Here is a 14,865-nt window from a genome sequence, read left to right on the forward strand (position 1 = left end):
CTAGTCAGGTGAGAAGTCGCGTGAAAGTCATTACAATGGATATGTTTAGTCCCTATTACGATATTGCCAGAAAACTTCGCTTGCGAATTTCAAGGCTCAGGCTGAAACAGTTCCCCAGACTGTTTCACTCCCAAATGCTAAAATCGTTCTCGACCGCTTTCACATTGTCCAACATCTCAGTCGAGCTATGAATCGTCTTCGCATCCAAATCATGAATCGTTTTGATCGTAAATCGCACGAATATAAAGCATTAAAACGTTACTGGAAACTCATTCAACAGGATAGCCGTAAACTTAGTGATAGACGTTTTTATCGCCCTACTTTTCGCTCACACTTGACCAATAATGAGATTCTCGAAAAGCTCCTTGCATACTCTCAAGAACTTAGACAGCACTACGATCTCTATCAACTATTACTGTTTCATTTCCAAGAGAAACAAACAGACCATTTCTTTGAACTGATTGAAGAAACGATTTCTTGTGTAAATCCTATTTTTCAAACTGTTTTTAAGACCTTTTTGAAAGACAAGGACAAAATCATGAACGCACTGGAACTGCCCTACTCAAACGCGAAACTAGAGGCTACTAATAACCTCATTAAGGTCATCAAGCGCAATGCTTTTGGCTTCCGGAACTTTAAAAACTTTAAAACTAGAATCCTCATTGCTTTGAACATCAAAAAGGAGAGAACCATGTTGGTCCTCTCCAGGTTATAACTTTTCATCAACCCACTACAGTTGACAAAGAGCCTGAAAACATTGATAATTCAAGGGGTTGTTTTATATCGCTATAATTCATCTGCAATTTTGTTGATCTTTCTCAGGCGATGATTGACACCACTTTTGGTTAAGGGATTGGTCAGACTATCTGCCAACTTTTGAATAGAATAGTCTGGATGCTGGATACGCAGACGGGCAACTTCCTGCAAGTCTGCTGGCAAATTATCCAAGCCAATTCTATCTTTGATTTTACTGATATTGTTGATGGTTTTCATACTCGCTGAAACCGTCCGAGCAATATTAGCCGTCTCTGCATTATTAGCACGATTGAGATCATTACGGGTTTCACGTAAAATTTTGATGCCTTCGAAAGTATCACGCGCCTGCATGGCTCCAATAACTATGAGAAAATCCATGATATCCTCAGCACGCTGAAGATAGGTCACTGCACCTTTTTTTCGTTCAATCACCTTGGCATCCAACAAGAAATGCTGAAGAAGCGCAGCGATCCCTTGGGCATGGTCCAGATAGACTGAGCTGATTTCAAGCTGGTATTTACCAGAGTCTGGATCTCGAATACTTCCATTCGCCAAAAAGGCTCCACAGAGATAGGCACGACCCGCTTCCTCATCTGCCAGAATTTCAGGCGCAATACCAGTCTCTAGTCCAAAGAAGGAGTCTGCTAAGTGCAAATCACTGAGTAGTTCTTGAACTCGCTCATCCGTAAAAACAGTATAGACTCGATTTTTACGAAGATTACTCCTCTGATGGTGACGAATTTCTGATTTAATCTCATAGAAGTGCAAAAAAGACTCATAGAGATGACGGGCTAACTTGGCATTTTCTGTCACAACTGACAGGGTTAAGCCAGAAGTCGATAAACCAATACTACCAGACATCTTAATAATGGCAGATAGTTCGTGGCGACTCAGATGGTGCTGACCCAAAATTTCTTCTTTTACTGCAACTGTGAAGCTCATTTTCTCACCTGTATAATGCGCATGAGCTCATCTACGATTAAATCACCATCGTGGAAGGCTCCCCCATTTTCCAAGCGTAAGAAATTAGATGAAATAACACGAGGGACTTGCTGACGCAAACCTTCAAAATCATGTTCAACCTGTACTAAATACTCATCAAATCGGTTGGTATCCATATAATCCCTCGGAACCTTTTCGATGTTAACAAGGACAGTATCAATAAATGGACGGCCCAAATGACTATGCAAGACTTCTACGTGATCACTATCTGTGAAATGCTCGGTCTCTCCACGTTGGGTCATGATGTTGCAGACATAGGCAATTTCAGCCTTGGTTTCCAGAAGGGCCTGGCCAATTTCTTCAATAACAATATTAGGCAAAATCGAAGTAAAGAGTGAACCTGGGCCCAAGACAATCATATCACTCTCAAGAATGGTATTCACCACTCGACGGCTAGCCTGCGGTTTCTCATCGTCTAGAGTGTTGGTGACATAAACATGGTCAATCATACCTGGATGGTCTGCAATGTGACTTTCTCCAGCTACTTCTGTCCCATCTTTAAAGACGGCATGGAGTGTCAAAGGATGGTCACTTGATGGGAAAATCTTTCCAGTCGTATGGAAAAACTTACTCAGCAATTGCATGGCGTTATAGGTTGAACCCTGCATTTCAGAAAGCCCTGCTATGAGAATATTCCCTAGCGGATGTCCAGCAAAGGCACCTGCATCTTCCGAGAAGCGGTATTGAAAAACCTTTTCATAGAACTTTGGCATATCTGACATGGCAACAAGCACATTGCGTAAATCTCCAGGTGGTGTCAACTGCTGCATATTTTTACGCAGTTCACCTGAAGAACCTCCATCATCAGCAACAGTTACAATGGCTGCAATGTCAACATCTCTTTCCCGCAAACTTTTTAAAATAACAGGGATTCCAGTTCCTCCACCAATCACCGTAATTTTTGGTTTTCTCATGAACGGTTTACCGTTTCCTTTCTGCGGTCTTTATCACGATGACTTTCGTTTACTGGCCAATTTTTAGCCAAGTCATTGGCTAATCGTTTAGCGAAGGCAACGCTTCGGTGTTGCCCACCTGTACAACCCACTGCAATGGTTAAAACAGATTTTCCTTCTTTTTTATAACCTGGTAGAATTGGTTCAATTAAGGCTAACAAATGGCGGTAGAAATCTTCAGATTCTTCATGATTCATAACATAGTCATAAACGGCCTGGTCTTCACCTGTCTGATTGCGAAGTTCTGGTAGATAGTAAGGATTTGGGAGGAAACGAACATCAAATACCAAGTCAGCATCAATAGGAATGCCATATTTAAACCCGAAAGACATAACCTCAATACGGAAGGACTGAGCCTGTTCTTGGTCTGAAAACTGCTCTGCAATGGTCTTACGGAGTTCACGAGGAGTTAACTCTGTTGTGTCAACCACGTTTTGACTCATATTTTTCAAGGGTGCCAAGAGTTCACGTTCCAGCTTAATTCCGTCCAAGATACGACCATCTGCTGCCAGAGGGTGACTTCTTCTAGTCTCCTTATAGCGTGCCACCAATTCCTTATCTGCTGCATCCAAAAAGAGGATTTTAAAGTCCAAATCATCTTGATTTTCCAATTCATCCAAGACAGCCTGAATCTCTGAGAAGAAAGAACGACTACGCATATCCACCACTAGGGCCAACTTGTGGTCATCATCCTTGGTCTCAACCAACTGTAAAAATTTTGGTAAGAGGGCAGGTGGCATATTATCAATGGTAAAATATCCTAAATCTTCAAAGGATTGAATGGCTACGGTTTTTCCTGCACCACTCATCCCTGTCACAATCACCAGGTGAAGTTGTTTCTGTGTCATCATTGTCTCCTTATATCAAAAGAAGTTTGGAAGAACCAAACTTCAACTCGCTTATCCAATCTCTGCGATGACTTCAATTTCGACTTTTACATCGCGAGGAAGACGAGCTACTTCTACAGCTGAACGAGCTGGAAATTCCTTGTTAAAGGCTGTTTGGTATACCTCATTGAAAGGTACAAAGTCGTTCATATCACTCAAAAAGCAAGTTGTTTTAACAACATGGTCAAAATCCGTTCCTGCCTCTGCTAAAATAGCTCCAATATTTTTCAAGACTTGTTCAGTCTGTTCTTGGATCGTTTCTCCTACGATTTCTCCAGTTTCAGGAGACAATGGAACTTGACCGCTAGCAAACAAAAGGTTGCCAACGATTTTTCCTTGAACGTAAGGTCCGATTGCCTTTGGAGCTTTATCTGTATGAATTGTTTTTGCCATTTGTATTCCTCACAATTTTTCTAAAATAGCATCCCAAGCTTGGTCCATTCCTGCTTTTGTTACGGATGAAAAGAGGATAAAATCATCACTTGGATCAAAGTTTAATTTCTTTTTAATAGCTGATTCGTGCTTATTCCATTTACCACGCGGAATCTTATCTGCCTTAGTCGCCACAATGATGACAGGAATCTCATAATACTTAAGAAATTCGTACATCTGCACATCATCTGCTGTCGGGTCATGACGAAGGTCAACAAGACTAACAACCGCTCGAAGATTTTCTCGAGTAGTCAAGTACTCCTCAATCATACGACCCCATTTTTCGCGTTCCTTTTTGGAAACACGGGCATAACCATAACCAGGCACATCCACAAAACGCATCTTATCATCAATGTTAAAGAAATTGAGTAGTTGTGTTTTTCCTGGTTTTCCAGAGGTACGAGCTAGATTTTTACGATTGAGCATGGTATTGATAAAACTTGATTTACCAACATTTGAGCGACCTGCAAGAGCAATCTCAGGAAGTTCATCCTGCGGATAGTGGGACTTGTTGGCTGCACTCAGCAAAATCTCAGCATTGTGTGTATTGATTTCCATAGTCACCTCTAGGCTGTCTCTAGGATTGGTTTAGCCGTTCCGTCAACTGCTTCTTTTGTGATACGAACTGTTTTCACATTTTCTTGACTTGGAACCTCAAACATAACGTCTAGCATGGTTTCTTCAATAATTGAGCGAAGACCACGCGCACCAGTTTTGCGTTCGATGGCTTTGTTTGCAATTTCCTGGAGAGCTTCGTCGTCAAATTCAAGTTCTACATCATCATAAGAAAGCAAGGTCTGGTATTGTTTGACCAAGGCATTTCTTGGCTCCTTCAAGATGCGAACCAAATCATCCACAGTCAACTGCTCCAAGGCTGCAAATACCGGCAAGCGACCAATCAACTCAGGAATAATACCGAATTTTTGAATATCTTCTGCAATGATTTCTTGCATGTAAGAGCTGTTTTCGTCAATAGCCTTGTTGTTTTGTCCGAAACCAATAACTTTTTCTCCCAAACGCTGTTTGACAATCTCTTCGATGCCATCGAAGGCACCACCCACGATAAAGAGGATATTCTTAGTGTCCACTTGAATCATTTCTTGTTGTGGATGTTTGCGACCGCCTTGAGGTGGTACGCTAGCTACAGTTCCCTCGATAATCTTGAGGAGGGCTTGTTGCACACCTTCACCAGAAACATCACGTGTAATAGAAACATTTTCGCTCTTCTTGGCAATCTTGTCGATTTCGTCTACGTAGATAATTCCACGCTCTGCACGTTCGATATTAAAGTCAGCTGCCTGCAAGAGTTTGAGGAGGATATTTTCCACGTCCTCACCGACATAACCAGCCTCAGTAAGAGCTGTTGCATCAGCAATGGCAAAAGGTACATTCAAACTTCTAGCAAGAGTTTGAGCAAGGAAAGTCTTCCCTGAACCAGTTGGGCCAATCATCAAAATGTTTGACTTTTGCAAATCCACATCTTCTGACTCTTCACGAGTGTCATGGAAATTGATGCGTTTGTAGTGGTTATATACAGCCACTGCCAAGGCACGTTTGGCACGATCTTGACCGATCACATAGTGGTTCAAGATGTTTAGGAGTTCGATTGGTTTTGGTACTTCAGACAAGTCTGCTAGGACTTCCTCTGCCAACTCCTCACGAATAATTTCCTGGGCCAACTCCACACATTCATTACAGATAAAGGCGTTGTTCCCAGCGATTATTTTTTTAACTTCTTCTTGGCTTTTGCCACAAAATGAGCAATAAACCATCATATCATTTTTCCTATTTGTAGGCATGATTCCCTTCCGTTCTAAATGATTTTTCTATCTAAAATAAGGTCATATAAAAAGCATGAATGCTATTCACCAAGTTTGTAAAAGCATTAAGCCAAAGCAGAGTAGCAAGTCCAAAGCGCTTTTTACGAAAAGCGTGTGTTCCAGCTACAAGACAGACAGCACACAAAAGAGCTGTAAAAAATCCAAAAATACTGCGCTCCATTAGACTTCCTTTCTCTTTCTATATTCGATGGTAAAATCATAGACATTTTTCTCATCTTTGGAATAAGATTTGCTTGCAACAGTCTCAAAAGCAGTCAAGTCAAAATCTTCTGGGAAATAGGTATCCCCTTCAACTTGAGCATGAATTTGTGTCACAATAATCTCATCGAGATAAGGTTCAAAAAGCTGAAAAATCTGCTTGCCACCAAGGATATAGAGATTCTTAGCCTGATGATGATACCAGTCTAAAACATCCTCAACATTTTGGAAAACCAGTGCTCCTTCAATTGACTCTTCGGGATTGCGCGTCAAAATCAAGGTTTCACGTCCTGGAAGCAATCGTCGTCCCATTCCATCAAAGGTTACACGGCCCATTAAAATGGCATGATTCAAGGTTGTTTCTTTAAAATGTTTTAACTCTGCTGGCAAATGCCAAGGCAAACGATCCTCTTTCCCGATTACACCCTTTTCATCTTGAGCCCAAATGGCTACGATTTTCTTTGTCATGCTTTCATCCTTTTCATTGATAGTTCTATTTTATCAAAAATCTTCAAAAAAGACTGTTTTGGAATGCCCTCCTGAATAGAAAAAATCCGTAGAAAACTTCTACGGATTTTTAGAAAAATACAGTATCTTACAAACCAGGTGCTTGTCCTAATTCTGCTGCAAGCATCCAGACTGTTTTTTCAAGGTCTGCCTTAGCACCAACGAAGATATCATTGGTTACATCATCACCTTCTTCATCTGTTACATCCAAAGCTTTTTGGAAAAGAGTGATGAGGTAACGATAAATTTCAAGAACACGTTCCAAACTTTCTTCTACGTTGCGGAACTCTCCAACTTCTTCTTCGATTTCACTGTGTTGAAGAAACTCTGTCAGAGTAGAGTATGGTTTGCCACCAAGTGTAATCAAGCGTTCGCTGATTTCGTCAAGGTAACCATCAAGACTGTCCATGTATTCATCCATCTTAGGATGCCATACTTGGAAACCACGACCACGCATGTACCAGTGTACTTGATGAAGAGCGATATGTGCTACGTACAAGTCAGCTACGGCTTGATTCAAGACTTCTTTCGTTTTTACTAGCGTTTCAGGAGCTGTCTTAGATAATGTTGTTACGTCTTTTAATGCATCTTTTTTCAATTCTACCATTTTTCTCACCTCATAATATTATTTTTGTAACCATATTTATTGATTACTACCTCAGTATACTACACCTAGTAGACAAAAGCAAGAAAATTAACCCATATTAAAAAAGTTGTAATTGACTGATAATTTAAGAAAATGAGTGGCTATTTACCCTAGCTATTTTCTCTGTTTTTACTAGAAAATTGACTTTGATAAAGATCGTAATAGAAACCTTTTGCAGCCAAAAGACTTTCATGATTTCCCTGTTCGATTATCTGTCCATCTTTAAGTACCAAAATTTTGTCAGCTTCCTGAATTGTCGAAAGTCGATGGGCAATGACAAAGCTTGTTCTCCCCTTCATCAAACGTTTCATGGCCTTTTGAATCAAGAGTTCTAAACGAGTATCGACTGATGAGGTCGCTTCGTCCAAAATTAAGATTTTTGGATCAGCCAAGAGAGCACGCGCAATAGTTAACAGCTGTTTCTGACCAAGAGAAATATTACTTGACTCTTGGTTCATTTCCATATTGTATCCACCAGGAAGGGTGCGAATAAAGTGGTCCACATTGGCAGCCTTAGCCGCTTCGACGATTTCCTCATCTGTTGCCTCAAGATTTCCAAAGCGAAGATTTTCCTTGATACTGCCCTCATAGAGCCAAGCATCCTGTAGGACCATCCCAAACTGACGACGGTAGTCCTGACGAGACAGGTCACGAATATCTTGGCCATCCACTAAAATGGCACCAGCTGTCACATCGTAAAAACGCATAAGAAGGTTAATCAAAGTTGTTTTACCTGCTCCAGTAGGTCCAACTATAGCTACCATCTCTCCAGGTTTAACATCTAGGTTGAAATTGCGAATCAATGGTTTGTTTTCCACGTATTGGAAATCGACATTCTTGAAGCTAACTTGACCTGTCAATGGTGCCAAGTCTTTTACTTCTGTAGTTTGGACTTCTTCTTGTTCATCCAAAACTTCAAAGACACGGTCAAGCGAAGACTTAGCACTTTGCATTTGCCCAGCTAATTGAGTGATGTTTTGAATTGGTTGACTGACCTGCCACACATACTGAACGAAAGCCTGCATATTACCGATCGTCAAGCGACCTGCAATAACTTGCAAACCACCTAAGACAGCTACAATTAAGTAAGTTAAATCAGACACGATATGAAGGGCAGGCATCATCAAACCTGAAATAAAGCTAGCCTTGAATCCAACTTGTTGCAATTCATCCGTAATCTTTTCAAACCTCTCTTGAGATTTTTCTTCGCGTCCAAAAAGTTTGAGGACATTGAAACCTGTCAAGTTTTCCTGCACAAATCCATTCATACGACCTAGAATGGCTGCCTGCTGTTTAAAGTATGGTTGCGAGCGATTTAGAATCGTTTTAGCTCCAAAATAAGTCACTGGAATCGACAAGATAACAATGATAGCTAACTGAATATTTAAATAGAGGACCATTCCCATAACAAAAAGAATGGTAAAGACTGCATTGACAATCTGTAGGAAAGATTGTTGAAGGGCATTTGAAACAGTTTCAACGTCACTGGTAAAACGACCTAATAAATCTCCAAACTGGTGCTTGTCAAAGTAGGACACAGGAATGCGATTGATTTTTTCGCTCATTTCATTTCGCAAATCCTGTATCATGGACTGCACCGCATTGGTCATAAAGTAGTTTGAATAATATGACCCCAACTCATAGAGAAGACCACGCAAGAGATAGATCACTAGAATTACTGCGATATAGCTGGTATTGATAGCCGCTCCTGCAACACCATTTGCCATAGCAAGAAGATTGCTGGTTAATTCTGTGATAGCAAGCCCCAATACAAAAGGCTCGATAACACTCATAATGACGCTGACTATTTTCAAGAAGACTGCAAAGAAAACAGAGAATCGGTAGGCTTTTAAATAGGTCCATAGACGAGCTAGACTAGATTGTTGTTTCATCCTTTACCTCCTATTCTTCTGTCAGAGACGCATTTTTCAGCTGCGACTCAGCAATTTCTCGATAGATGTCATTGGTTTCCATCAATTCCTCATGACGGCCACGACCAACGATTTCACCCTTATCAAGGACGATAATCTGGTCAGCATCCATGATAGTTCCAACACGTTGAGCGACAATCAATACCGTAGCATCTTGCGTCACTTCCTTGAGACGACGGCGCAAAATAGCATCTGTACGGTAGTCCAAGGCTGAGAAAGAATCGTCAAAGATGTAGATGTCCGGACCCTTGATGACTGCGCGTGCAATCGACAAACGTTGTTTCTGACCACCTGATAGGTTACTTCCCCCTTCAGCTAGATGAGTCGCAAAACCTTCTTCTCGACTTTCAATAAAGTCTTTGGCTTGGGCTACATCAGCTGCTTGGTGCAAGTCCTCATGACTGGCATCCTCTTTCCCGTAACGGAGATTGTCTGCGATAGTCCCAGTAAAAAGCAAGGCCTTTTGTGGAATAAATCCAATCTTCTGACGGAGAGATTTGAGTCGATAATCTCTGACATCAACACCATCGACCTTGATTTTACCTAGCGTAACATCGTAGAAACGAGGAATCAATTGAACTAGAGTAGACTTACCTGACCCAGTTGAACCGATAAATGCAATGGTTTCTCCCGGTTTAGCAGTAAAGGAAATGTTGTGTAAGACAGGACTTTCTGTTTCACCAGGATAGGCAAAGGTTACATTATCAAATTCTAAGTAACCATGTGTTTCTGTTTCTTGAACTCCATCCTCGTTTGGATCAATGGAAATAGGCATGTCCATGATTTCCTTCAAACGCTCGCTAGATACAGCAGTACGTGGATACATGGTAAAGAGGTTTGACAAGAAAAGGAAGGACAAGAGAGCATGGAAACTATACTCGATGAAGGCTACCAAATCCCCAATCTGCAAACTTCCCTGTTTGAGAGGATCCAAAGCAAACCAAACGATAGCCACAATCATAGCGATAATGATTTGCACAAATAGTGGTTCCGTCAAACCAGTTAATTTAAACAAGCGATTCGAATTATCCGCATAGATTGCATTTTTCTCTTCGAAACGGTTTTCTTGGAAGTCTTCACGAGCAAAGGCACGAATCACTCGTAGCCCCATCAAATTTTCACGGACATACTGGTTAATCTTATCCAGTGTTTTCTGTTGCTTTTCAGATAAGGGACGCGTTTTTACCGCCACATAAATGACTACAACAGCTAGAAAAGGAACGGAAAAAGCGACGATCCAGGCCAGTGAAGGACTCGTCAAGAAAATCATGAGAATACTCGACAGCATCATCATAGGAGTGATAACACCCAACTTAAGCGTTTGTTCCGCAAACTGCATGAGGACAAAGGCATCACTGGTAATACGAGTGACTAGTGAAGACACACCAATTTGCTCGTACTCATGATGAGAGTACTCTTGCAGCTTAGCATAGACATCATCCCGCATATCCTTAACCATATTGGTGGTCAATTTACTAGCAGCATAAGCCAGAACAACCCGTCCAAATGTTCCCAAGACGATAATAACCAACATGATTACGGCCCAAAAATAGAGTTTATCCTGGTCACCTTGGTTGATTCCCTGGTCAATCATGCGGGCCAAAACTGTTGGTAAACCTAGATTGACAATGACAAAGAAAATTGCCCCGAGAAAGTCTAACACTAACCACTTGGGATAGCGTTTGAGATAAGACCAAATATACAGCATAATTCTCCTTTCTTTTTCTTCTAAAATGCAGAAAAGAGCGTGCTTTCGCACGCCATTTTACTAAAAAGAAGACAGGCAGCCAAAACCTCAAGAGAGGGAACTGTCTGTCTCAGATATTTAAAGACTATTTTACAAAGTCAAGCAATGCCAAGAAGCTTTCTGGATCAAGGGATGCACCACCAACAAGAGCTCCGTCAACGTCTGGACAAGCCATGTATTCAGCAACGTTTTCAGGTTTAACTGAACCACCGTATTGAACACGTACTTTGTCAGCTACTTCTTGACCGAAGTCAGCAGCTACAACGTCACGAACAACTTTACACATTTTTTGTGCGTCGTCTTGTGAAGCTGATTTACCAGTACCGATAGCCCAGATTGGCTCGTATGCGATAACTGTTGAAGCGACTTGTTCTGCAGTCAATCCAGCAAGAGCAGCTGAAACTTGAGCACCTACGAATTCTGCTGCTTTACCAGCTTCGTAAGTTTCAAGACTTTCACCACAACAGATGATTGGAAGCATACCGTTAGCAAAGATTGCTTTTGCTTTCTTGTTGATGTCTTCGTCTGTTTCGTGGAAGTAGTCACGGCGTTCTGAGTGACCGATAACAACGTAGTCAGTACCGATTTCTTTCAAAACTTGTGGGCTAGTTTCACCAGTGAAAGCACCTGCATTTTCAAAGTAGCAGTTTTGAGCAGCAACTTTAAGATTTGAACCTTTAGCAGCAGCAAGAACAGTTGTCAAGTCAAGAGCAGGAGCTGCGATACCTGCTTCAACAAGGTCTGATGAAGGAAGTTTTGATGCTACAGCTTCAACGAATGCTTTTGCTTCTTCTGGGTTTTTGTTCATTTTCCAGTTACCAGCGATAAATGGTTTACGTGACATTTCACATACCTCTTTTTTCATTTTATTTTCTACTTATTTTATCATATTTAAAGATAGCTTGCAAATCTTACTCTGTAACTAGAAGTCTTCTTTTCAAAAACTTTCCAGTTGCCGTTTTTATCTAGAAGCTGGCTTTCTCCTGGTTAATTTGACCACTGCTTCTGTTCTAGCCGTGTGTGGAAACATATCAACAGACTGGATATAGTGTAGATCATAGACCTCTACTAGACGGACTAAATCACGCGCCAAGGTAGACACATTGCAGGAAACATAGACCATCTTTTCAGGAGCATACTTGACAATAGTATCCAAGAGCTTATCATCTAAACCTGTACGTGGCGGGTCCACAATCAAAGCATCTGCACGATAGCCTTCCTTGTACCAACGGGGGATGATTTCTTCTGCAGTTCCAGCCTCGTAGTGAGTATTGGTATAACCCATGCGCTTGGCATTTTCTTTGGCATCCTCAATAGCTTCTGGAATAATATCCATCCCTCTCAAGCTTTTGACTTTCTTAGCAAAGGCAAAACCAATGGTTCCAACACCACAATAGGCATCAATCAGATGGTCATTTTCAGTCACGTCCAATGCTTTAACGGCTTCACTGTAGAGGACTTCAGTCTGTTCAGGATTAAGCTGGTAAAAAGCTCGTGGTGAAAGAGAAAATTCATAGTCTAGAACACCTTCGCGTATACTATCTTGACCCCAAATAATATCAGTCTTGTCCCCATAAATCTCACTAGTTTTAGCAGTATTGGTATTGACTGCGACAGTCACTACTTCAGGATAATCCTTGACTAAATCTTTCACAAATTGAGTCAGATTTAATTGACGATTGGTCACAATGATAATCTGAACTTGCCCAGTTTTCCGTGCTCGACGAACCATGATGGTCCGAACCCCAAGGATTTTCCGTTCATCTGTAATCGGAATTTGATGATAGGTCAAGAGTTCAGCAATGCGATTGGCAATAGCTTGCGTTTCCTTGTCTTGAACCAGGCAGTCTTTTAGCTCAACCAAGTAGTGAGAATTCTGAGCATACAAACCTGCCTTAACTTGACCTTTAAATTTTCGAGTTTGGAATTGCAGTTTGGCCCGATAATACTTAGGCTCCTGCATGCCAATGGTTGGTTTAATTTCATAGTTTTCGTAGCCAGCAGGAGCAAACTTTTTCAGAGCTTGATGAAGGAGATCTGTCTTGAACTCCAGCTGCTTGTCATAGTGCAGATGCATGATTTGACAGCCACCACACTCATTATAAATGGTGCAGTCTGGTACCACTCGAAACTTAGATTTTTTATTAACCTCAAGCAGTTTAGCCTCAACGTAGTTACGCTTAACAGAAGTCACCTGACAATAGATATCTTCACCCTTGAGGGCACCTGGAACAAAAACAAGGGTTTTCTGGTAAAATCCGATACCTTCCCCGTTTATCCCCATACGCTTGATTTTTAATGGAATTTTTTGTTTGACTTTTAGATTCATAAGTCTATTATACCACGTAGTTTCTCAATGGTTAAGAATATGTTACAATAAAACCATGAATACAAAGATATCTTTTTCCTCATTGGATTTTCCTGAGCAATTACGAACTTATATAGAGGGGGCAACACTTTCTGACAGCTCTTCTCATTCAGGAGCAAGAGTTCTCTATCTTGATTCAGGTTACTATTTAAAAATTGATCAAAAGGGAAGTTTAGAGCGAGAAGCTAGCATTGCAAGTTGGTTTGAACAAGAGGGAATAGGAACACCAGTCATTCACTATCTATCTACAGATAAAGACTACCTCCTGACTAAAGAGGCTATTGGGCATGATGCACTCGCTTTTTTAGACAAACCAGAACAAATCTGCCGAACCATGGCAGAGGCTCTTAAAAAGCTTCACAGCTTAAACCCACAAAATTTTCCATCAGAAAATCATTTAAAAGCCTATAAAGAAAGAGCCTTTAAAAACTATGAAAAAGGGGAGTTCTATGCCAAGGCGCTCCTACCCCAATTCCAGATTAACAGTCGCGAAGAGGCCTTCCAACTCATCCAAGAACAAGGGCACCTTTTAGAAACAGATGCCTTTATTCACGGTGATGCCTGTCTACCAAACTTTATTCTAAAAGATGCTGACCACTTCTCTTGTTTTATTGATCTTGGTTTGGCTGATTTCAGTGACCGGCATATCGATCTCTTTTGGACAGTTTGGTCCCTAAACTATAACCTAAAGGACCCTAAATACGCTGAACTATTTCTTAACTATTACGGGAGAGAACAGGTCGATATAAATAAACTTCGACTCGTTGCTGCCTTTGAAGCATTCGGATAAAAGGAAAACCATGAAAATCACAAAACTAGAAAAGAAAAAACGTCTCTATCTGCTAGAGCTTGATAGCGACCAAACCTGCTACATTACAGAGGATACCATTGTTCGCTTTATGTTGACTAAAGGGAAAGAGATCTCAGCTGAAGAACTAACTGAGATTAAATCCTTTGCGCAATTTTCCTACAGTAAAAATCTAGCTCTCTACCACTTATCCTTCAAGGCCCGTACTGAAAAAGAAGTTAGAGATTATCTTGCCAAACATGAAATTGATGAGAAAATCATCCCCAAAGTTATCCAGTCTTTAAAAGATGATAATTGGATCAATGATCGCCAATATGCACAAGCCATCATCAATTCCAATCAGCTTTCAGGAGATAAGGGAAGCTATATGCTGATGCAGAAGATTTCTCAAAAAGGTGTTGCCAAATCTATCATCCAAGAAGTCTTACAAGAGTTTGATATGACGGAAGTCGCAGAGCGTACAGCTGAAAAACTATTAAAAAAATACCAAGATAAATTACCTGCCCGTGCTCTACAGGATAAGATTATCCAAGGCCTAACCAACAAAGGTTTCTCCTACACAGAAGCCAAAACAGCCTTTGACCAATTGGATAGCCAGGTCGAAGAAGAAACCGTTCAAGAGCTGATTTTTAAAGAGTTAGATAAGCAATACCAAAAATATTCACGAAAGTATGAAGGATACGAACTGAAACAACGTTTGACTCAAGTTTTAGCTAGAAAAGGTTATGATTTTTCGGATATAGCCAGCGCTCTCAGAGAATATCTTTAATTTTTTCATGAAAAAACTAA

General features: G+C 40.9%; 15 protein-coding genes and 1 pseudogene. 3 read left to right on the top strand and 13 right to left on the bottom strand.

The window, feature by feature from the left end; translation table 11 throughout:
- Positions 1-715, top strand: a pseudogene (locus tag QEZ38_RS00890) (transposase); the annotation flags it as partial.
- Positions 716-786: 71 nt separating this feature from the next.
- On the opposite strand, the gene whiA reads toward QEZ38_RS00890, so the two are convergent.
- The 13 genes from whiA to rlmD form a co-directional block, all read right to left on the bottom strand.
- Positions 787-1,698, bottom strand: coding sequence for a DNA-binding protein WhiA (gene whiA, locus QEZ38_RS00895; protein WP_281334707.1), 912 nt, complete (start codon positions 1,696-1,698; stop codon positions 787-789).
- Entirely contained in the window at positions 1,695-2,672 is a 978-nt protein-coding gene (locus QEZ38_RS00900) for a YvcK family protein (protein ID WP_281334708.1), read from the bottom strand. Before QEZ38_RS00900 ends, whiA begins: the two co-directional genes overlap by 4 nt.
- On the bottom strand, positions 2,669-3,559 hold the full coding sequence (gene rapZ, locus QEZ38_RS00905; RefSeq protein WP_281334709.1) for an RNase adapter RapZ: 891 nt from the start codon (positions 3,557-3,559) through the stop codon (positions 2,669-2,671). The genes QEZ38_RS00900 and rapZ overlap by 4 nt, the downstream gene beginning before the upstream one ends.
- A 51-nt stretch (positions 3,560-3,610) precedes the next feature.
- On the bottom strand, positions 3,611-3,991 hold the full coding sequence (locus tag QEZ38_RS00910; protein ID WP_001140424.1) for a RidA family protein: 381 nt from the start codon (positions 3,989-3,991) through the stop codon (positions 3,611-3,613).
- A gap of 9 nt (positions 3,992-4,000) precedes the next feature.
- Complete coding sequence (yihA, locus tag QEZ38_RS00915) at positions 4,001-4,588, bottom strand: ribosome biogenesis GTP-binding protein YihA/YsxC (protein WP_006148034.1); 588 nt, start codon at positions 4,586-4,588, stop codon at positions 4,001-4,003.
- Positions 4,589-4,596: 8 nt separating this feature from the next.
- Positions 4,597-5,829, bottom strand: a complete 1,233-nt coding sequence (gene clpX / locus QEZ38_RS00920; protein ID WP_006145154.1) for an ATP-dependent Clp protease ATP-binding subunit ClpX — start codon at positions 5,827-5,829, stop codon at positions 4,597-4,599.
- A 31-nt stretch (positions 5,830-5,860) separates the two neighbouring features.
- The gene (locus tag QEZ38_RS00925; protein WP_000442255.1) at positions 5,861-6,031 is read right to left on the bottom strand and encodes a hypothetical protein; all 171 of its coding nucleotides are present in this window, start codon (positions 6,029-6,031) and stop codon (positions 5,861-5,863) included.
- Positions 6,031-6,537 (bottom strand): dihydrofolate reductase, encoded by a 507-nt coding sequence (locus tag QEZ38_RS00930; RefSeq protein ID WP_281334710.1) that lies wholly within the window; start codon positions 6,535-6,537, stop codon positions 6,031-6,033. Before QEZ38_RS00930 ends, QEZ38_RS00925 begins: the two co-directional genes overlap by 1 nt.
- A gap of 127 nt (positions 6,538-6,664) precedes the next feature.
- Positions 6,665-7,183 carry a Dps family protein gene (locus tag QEZ38_RS00935; RefSeq protein WP_281334711.1) on the bottom strand — a complete coding sequence of 173 codons (519 nt, stop codon included), beginning with the start codon at positions 7,181-7,183 and terminating at the stop codon, positions 6,665-6,667.
- A gap of 149 nt (positions 7,184-7,332) precedes the next feature.
- Positions 7,333-9,114: an ABC transporter ATP-binding protein gene (locus tag QEZ38_RS00940; RefSeq protein WP_281334712.1), complete on the bottom strand. Its 1,782-nt coding sequence runs from the start codon at positions 9,112-9,114 to the stop codon at positions 7,333-7,335.
- Between the two features lie 10 nt (positions 9,115-9,124).
- Entirely contained in the window at positions 9,125-10,861 is a 1,737-nt protein-coding gene (locus tag QEZ38_RS00945; protein WP_281334713.1) for an ABC transporter ATP-binding protein, read from the bottom strand.
- Between the two features lie 124 nt (positions 10,862-10,985).
- Positions 10,986-11,744, bottom strand: a complete 759-nt coding sequence (gene tpiA, locus QEZ38_RS00950) for a triose-phosphate isomerase (protein ID WP_045763546.1) — start codon at positions 11,742-11,744, stop codon at positions 10,986-10,988.
- A 117-nt stretch (positions 11,745-11,861) separates the two neighbouring features.
- Positions 11,862-13,229 carry a 23S rRNA (uracil(1939)-C(5))-methyltransferase RlmD gene (gene rlmD, locus QEZ38_RS00955; protein ID WP_281334714.1) on the bottom strand — a complete coding sequence of 456 codons (1,368 nt, stop codon included), beginning with the start codon at positions 13,227-13,229 and terminating at the stop codon, positions 11,862-11,864.
- A gap of 55 nt (positions 13,230-13,284) precedes the next feature.
- Between rlmD and QEZ38_RS00960 the strand changes: the two genes are divergently transcribed.
- On the top strand, positions 13,285-14,058 hold the full coding sequence (locus QEZ38_RS00960; protein ID WP_281334715.1) for an aminoglycoside 3'-phosphotransferase: 774 nt from the start codon (positions 13,285-13,287) through the stop codon (positions 14,056-14,058).
- 10 nt (positions 14,059-14,068) lie between these two features.
- Positions 14,069-14,845 (top strand): recombination regulator RecX, encoded by a 777-nt coding sequence (recX, locus tag QEZ38_RS00965; protein WP_281334716.1) that lies wholly within the window; start codon positions 14,069-14,071, stop codon positions 14,843-14,845.
- The last annotated feature ends 20 nt before the right edge of the window (positions 14,846-14,865 follow it).

Source organism: Streptococcus taonis, from assembly GCF_029948085.1.
GTDB classification, from domain to species: domain Bacteria; phylum Bacillota; class Bacilli; order Lactobacillales; family Streptococcaceae; genus Streptococcus; species Streptococcus taonis.

Coding starts and splice junctions, on each gene's coding strand:
- recX (WP_281334716.1), top strand. CDS start 14,069: ATGAAAATCACAAAACTAGAAAAGAAAAAACGTCTCTATCTGCTAGAG.
- QEZ38_RS00925 (WP_000442255.1), bottom strand. CDS start 6,031: ATGGAGCGCAGTATTTTTGGATTTTTTACAGCTCTTTTGTGTGCTGTC.
- QEZ38_RS00945 (WP_281334713.1), bottom strand. CDS start 10,861: ATGCTGTATATTTGGTCTTATCTCAAACGCTATCCCAAGTGGTTAGTG.
- whiA (WP_281334707.1), bottom strand. CDS start 1,698: ATGAGCTTCACAGTTGCAGTAAAAGAAGAAATTTTGGGTCAGCACCAT.
- rapZ (WP_281334709.1), bottom strand. CDS start 3,559: ATGACACAGAAACAACTTCACCTGGTGATTGTGACAGGGATGAGTGGT.
- QEZ38_RS00900 (WP_281334708.1), bottom strand. CDS start 2,672: ATGAGAAAACCAAAAATTACGGTGATTGGTGGAGGAACTGGAATCCCT.
- QEZ38_RS00940 (WP_281334712.1), bottom strand. CDS start 9,114: ATGAAACAACAATCTAGTCTAGCTCGTCTATGGACCTATTTAAAAGCC.
- rlmD (WP_281334714.1), bottom strand. CDS start 13,229: ATGAATCTAAAAGTCAAACAAAAAATTCCATTAAAAATCAAGCGTATG.
- QEZ38_RS00935 (WP_281334711.1), bottom strand. CDS start 7,183: ATGGTAGAATTGAAAAAAGATGCATTAAAAGACGTAACAACATTATCT.
- tpiA (WP_045763546.1), bottom strand. CDS start 11,744: ATGTCACGTAAACCATTTATCGCTGGTAACTGGAAAATGAACAAAAAC.
- QEZ38_RS00960 (WP_281334715.1), top strand. CDS start 13,285: ATGAATACAAAGATATCTTTTTCCTCATTGGATTTTCCTGAGCAATTA.
- clpX (WP_006145154.1), bottom strand. CDS start 5,829: ATGCCTACAAATAGGAAAAATGATATGATGGTTTATTGCTCATTTTGT.
- yihA (WP_006148034.1), bottom strand. CDS start 4,588: ATGGAAATCAATACACACAATGCTGAGATTTTGCTGAGTGCAGCCAAC.
- QEZ38_RS00910 (WP_001140424.1), bottom strand. CDS start 3,991: ATGGCAAAAACAATTCATACAGATAAAGCTCCAAAGGCAATCGGACCT.
- QEZ38_RS00930 (WP_281334710.1), bottom strand. CDS start 6,537: ATGACAAAGAAAATCGTAGCCATTTGGGCTCAAGATGAAAAGGGTGTA.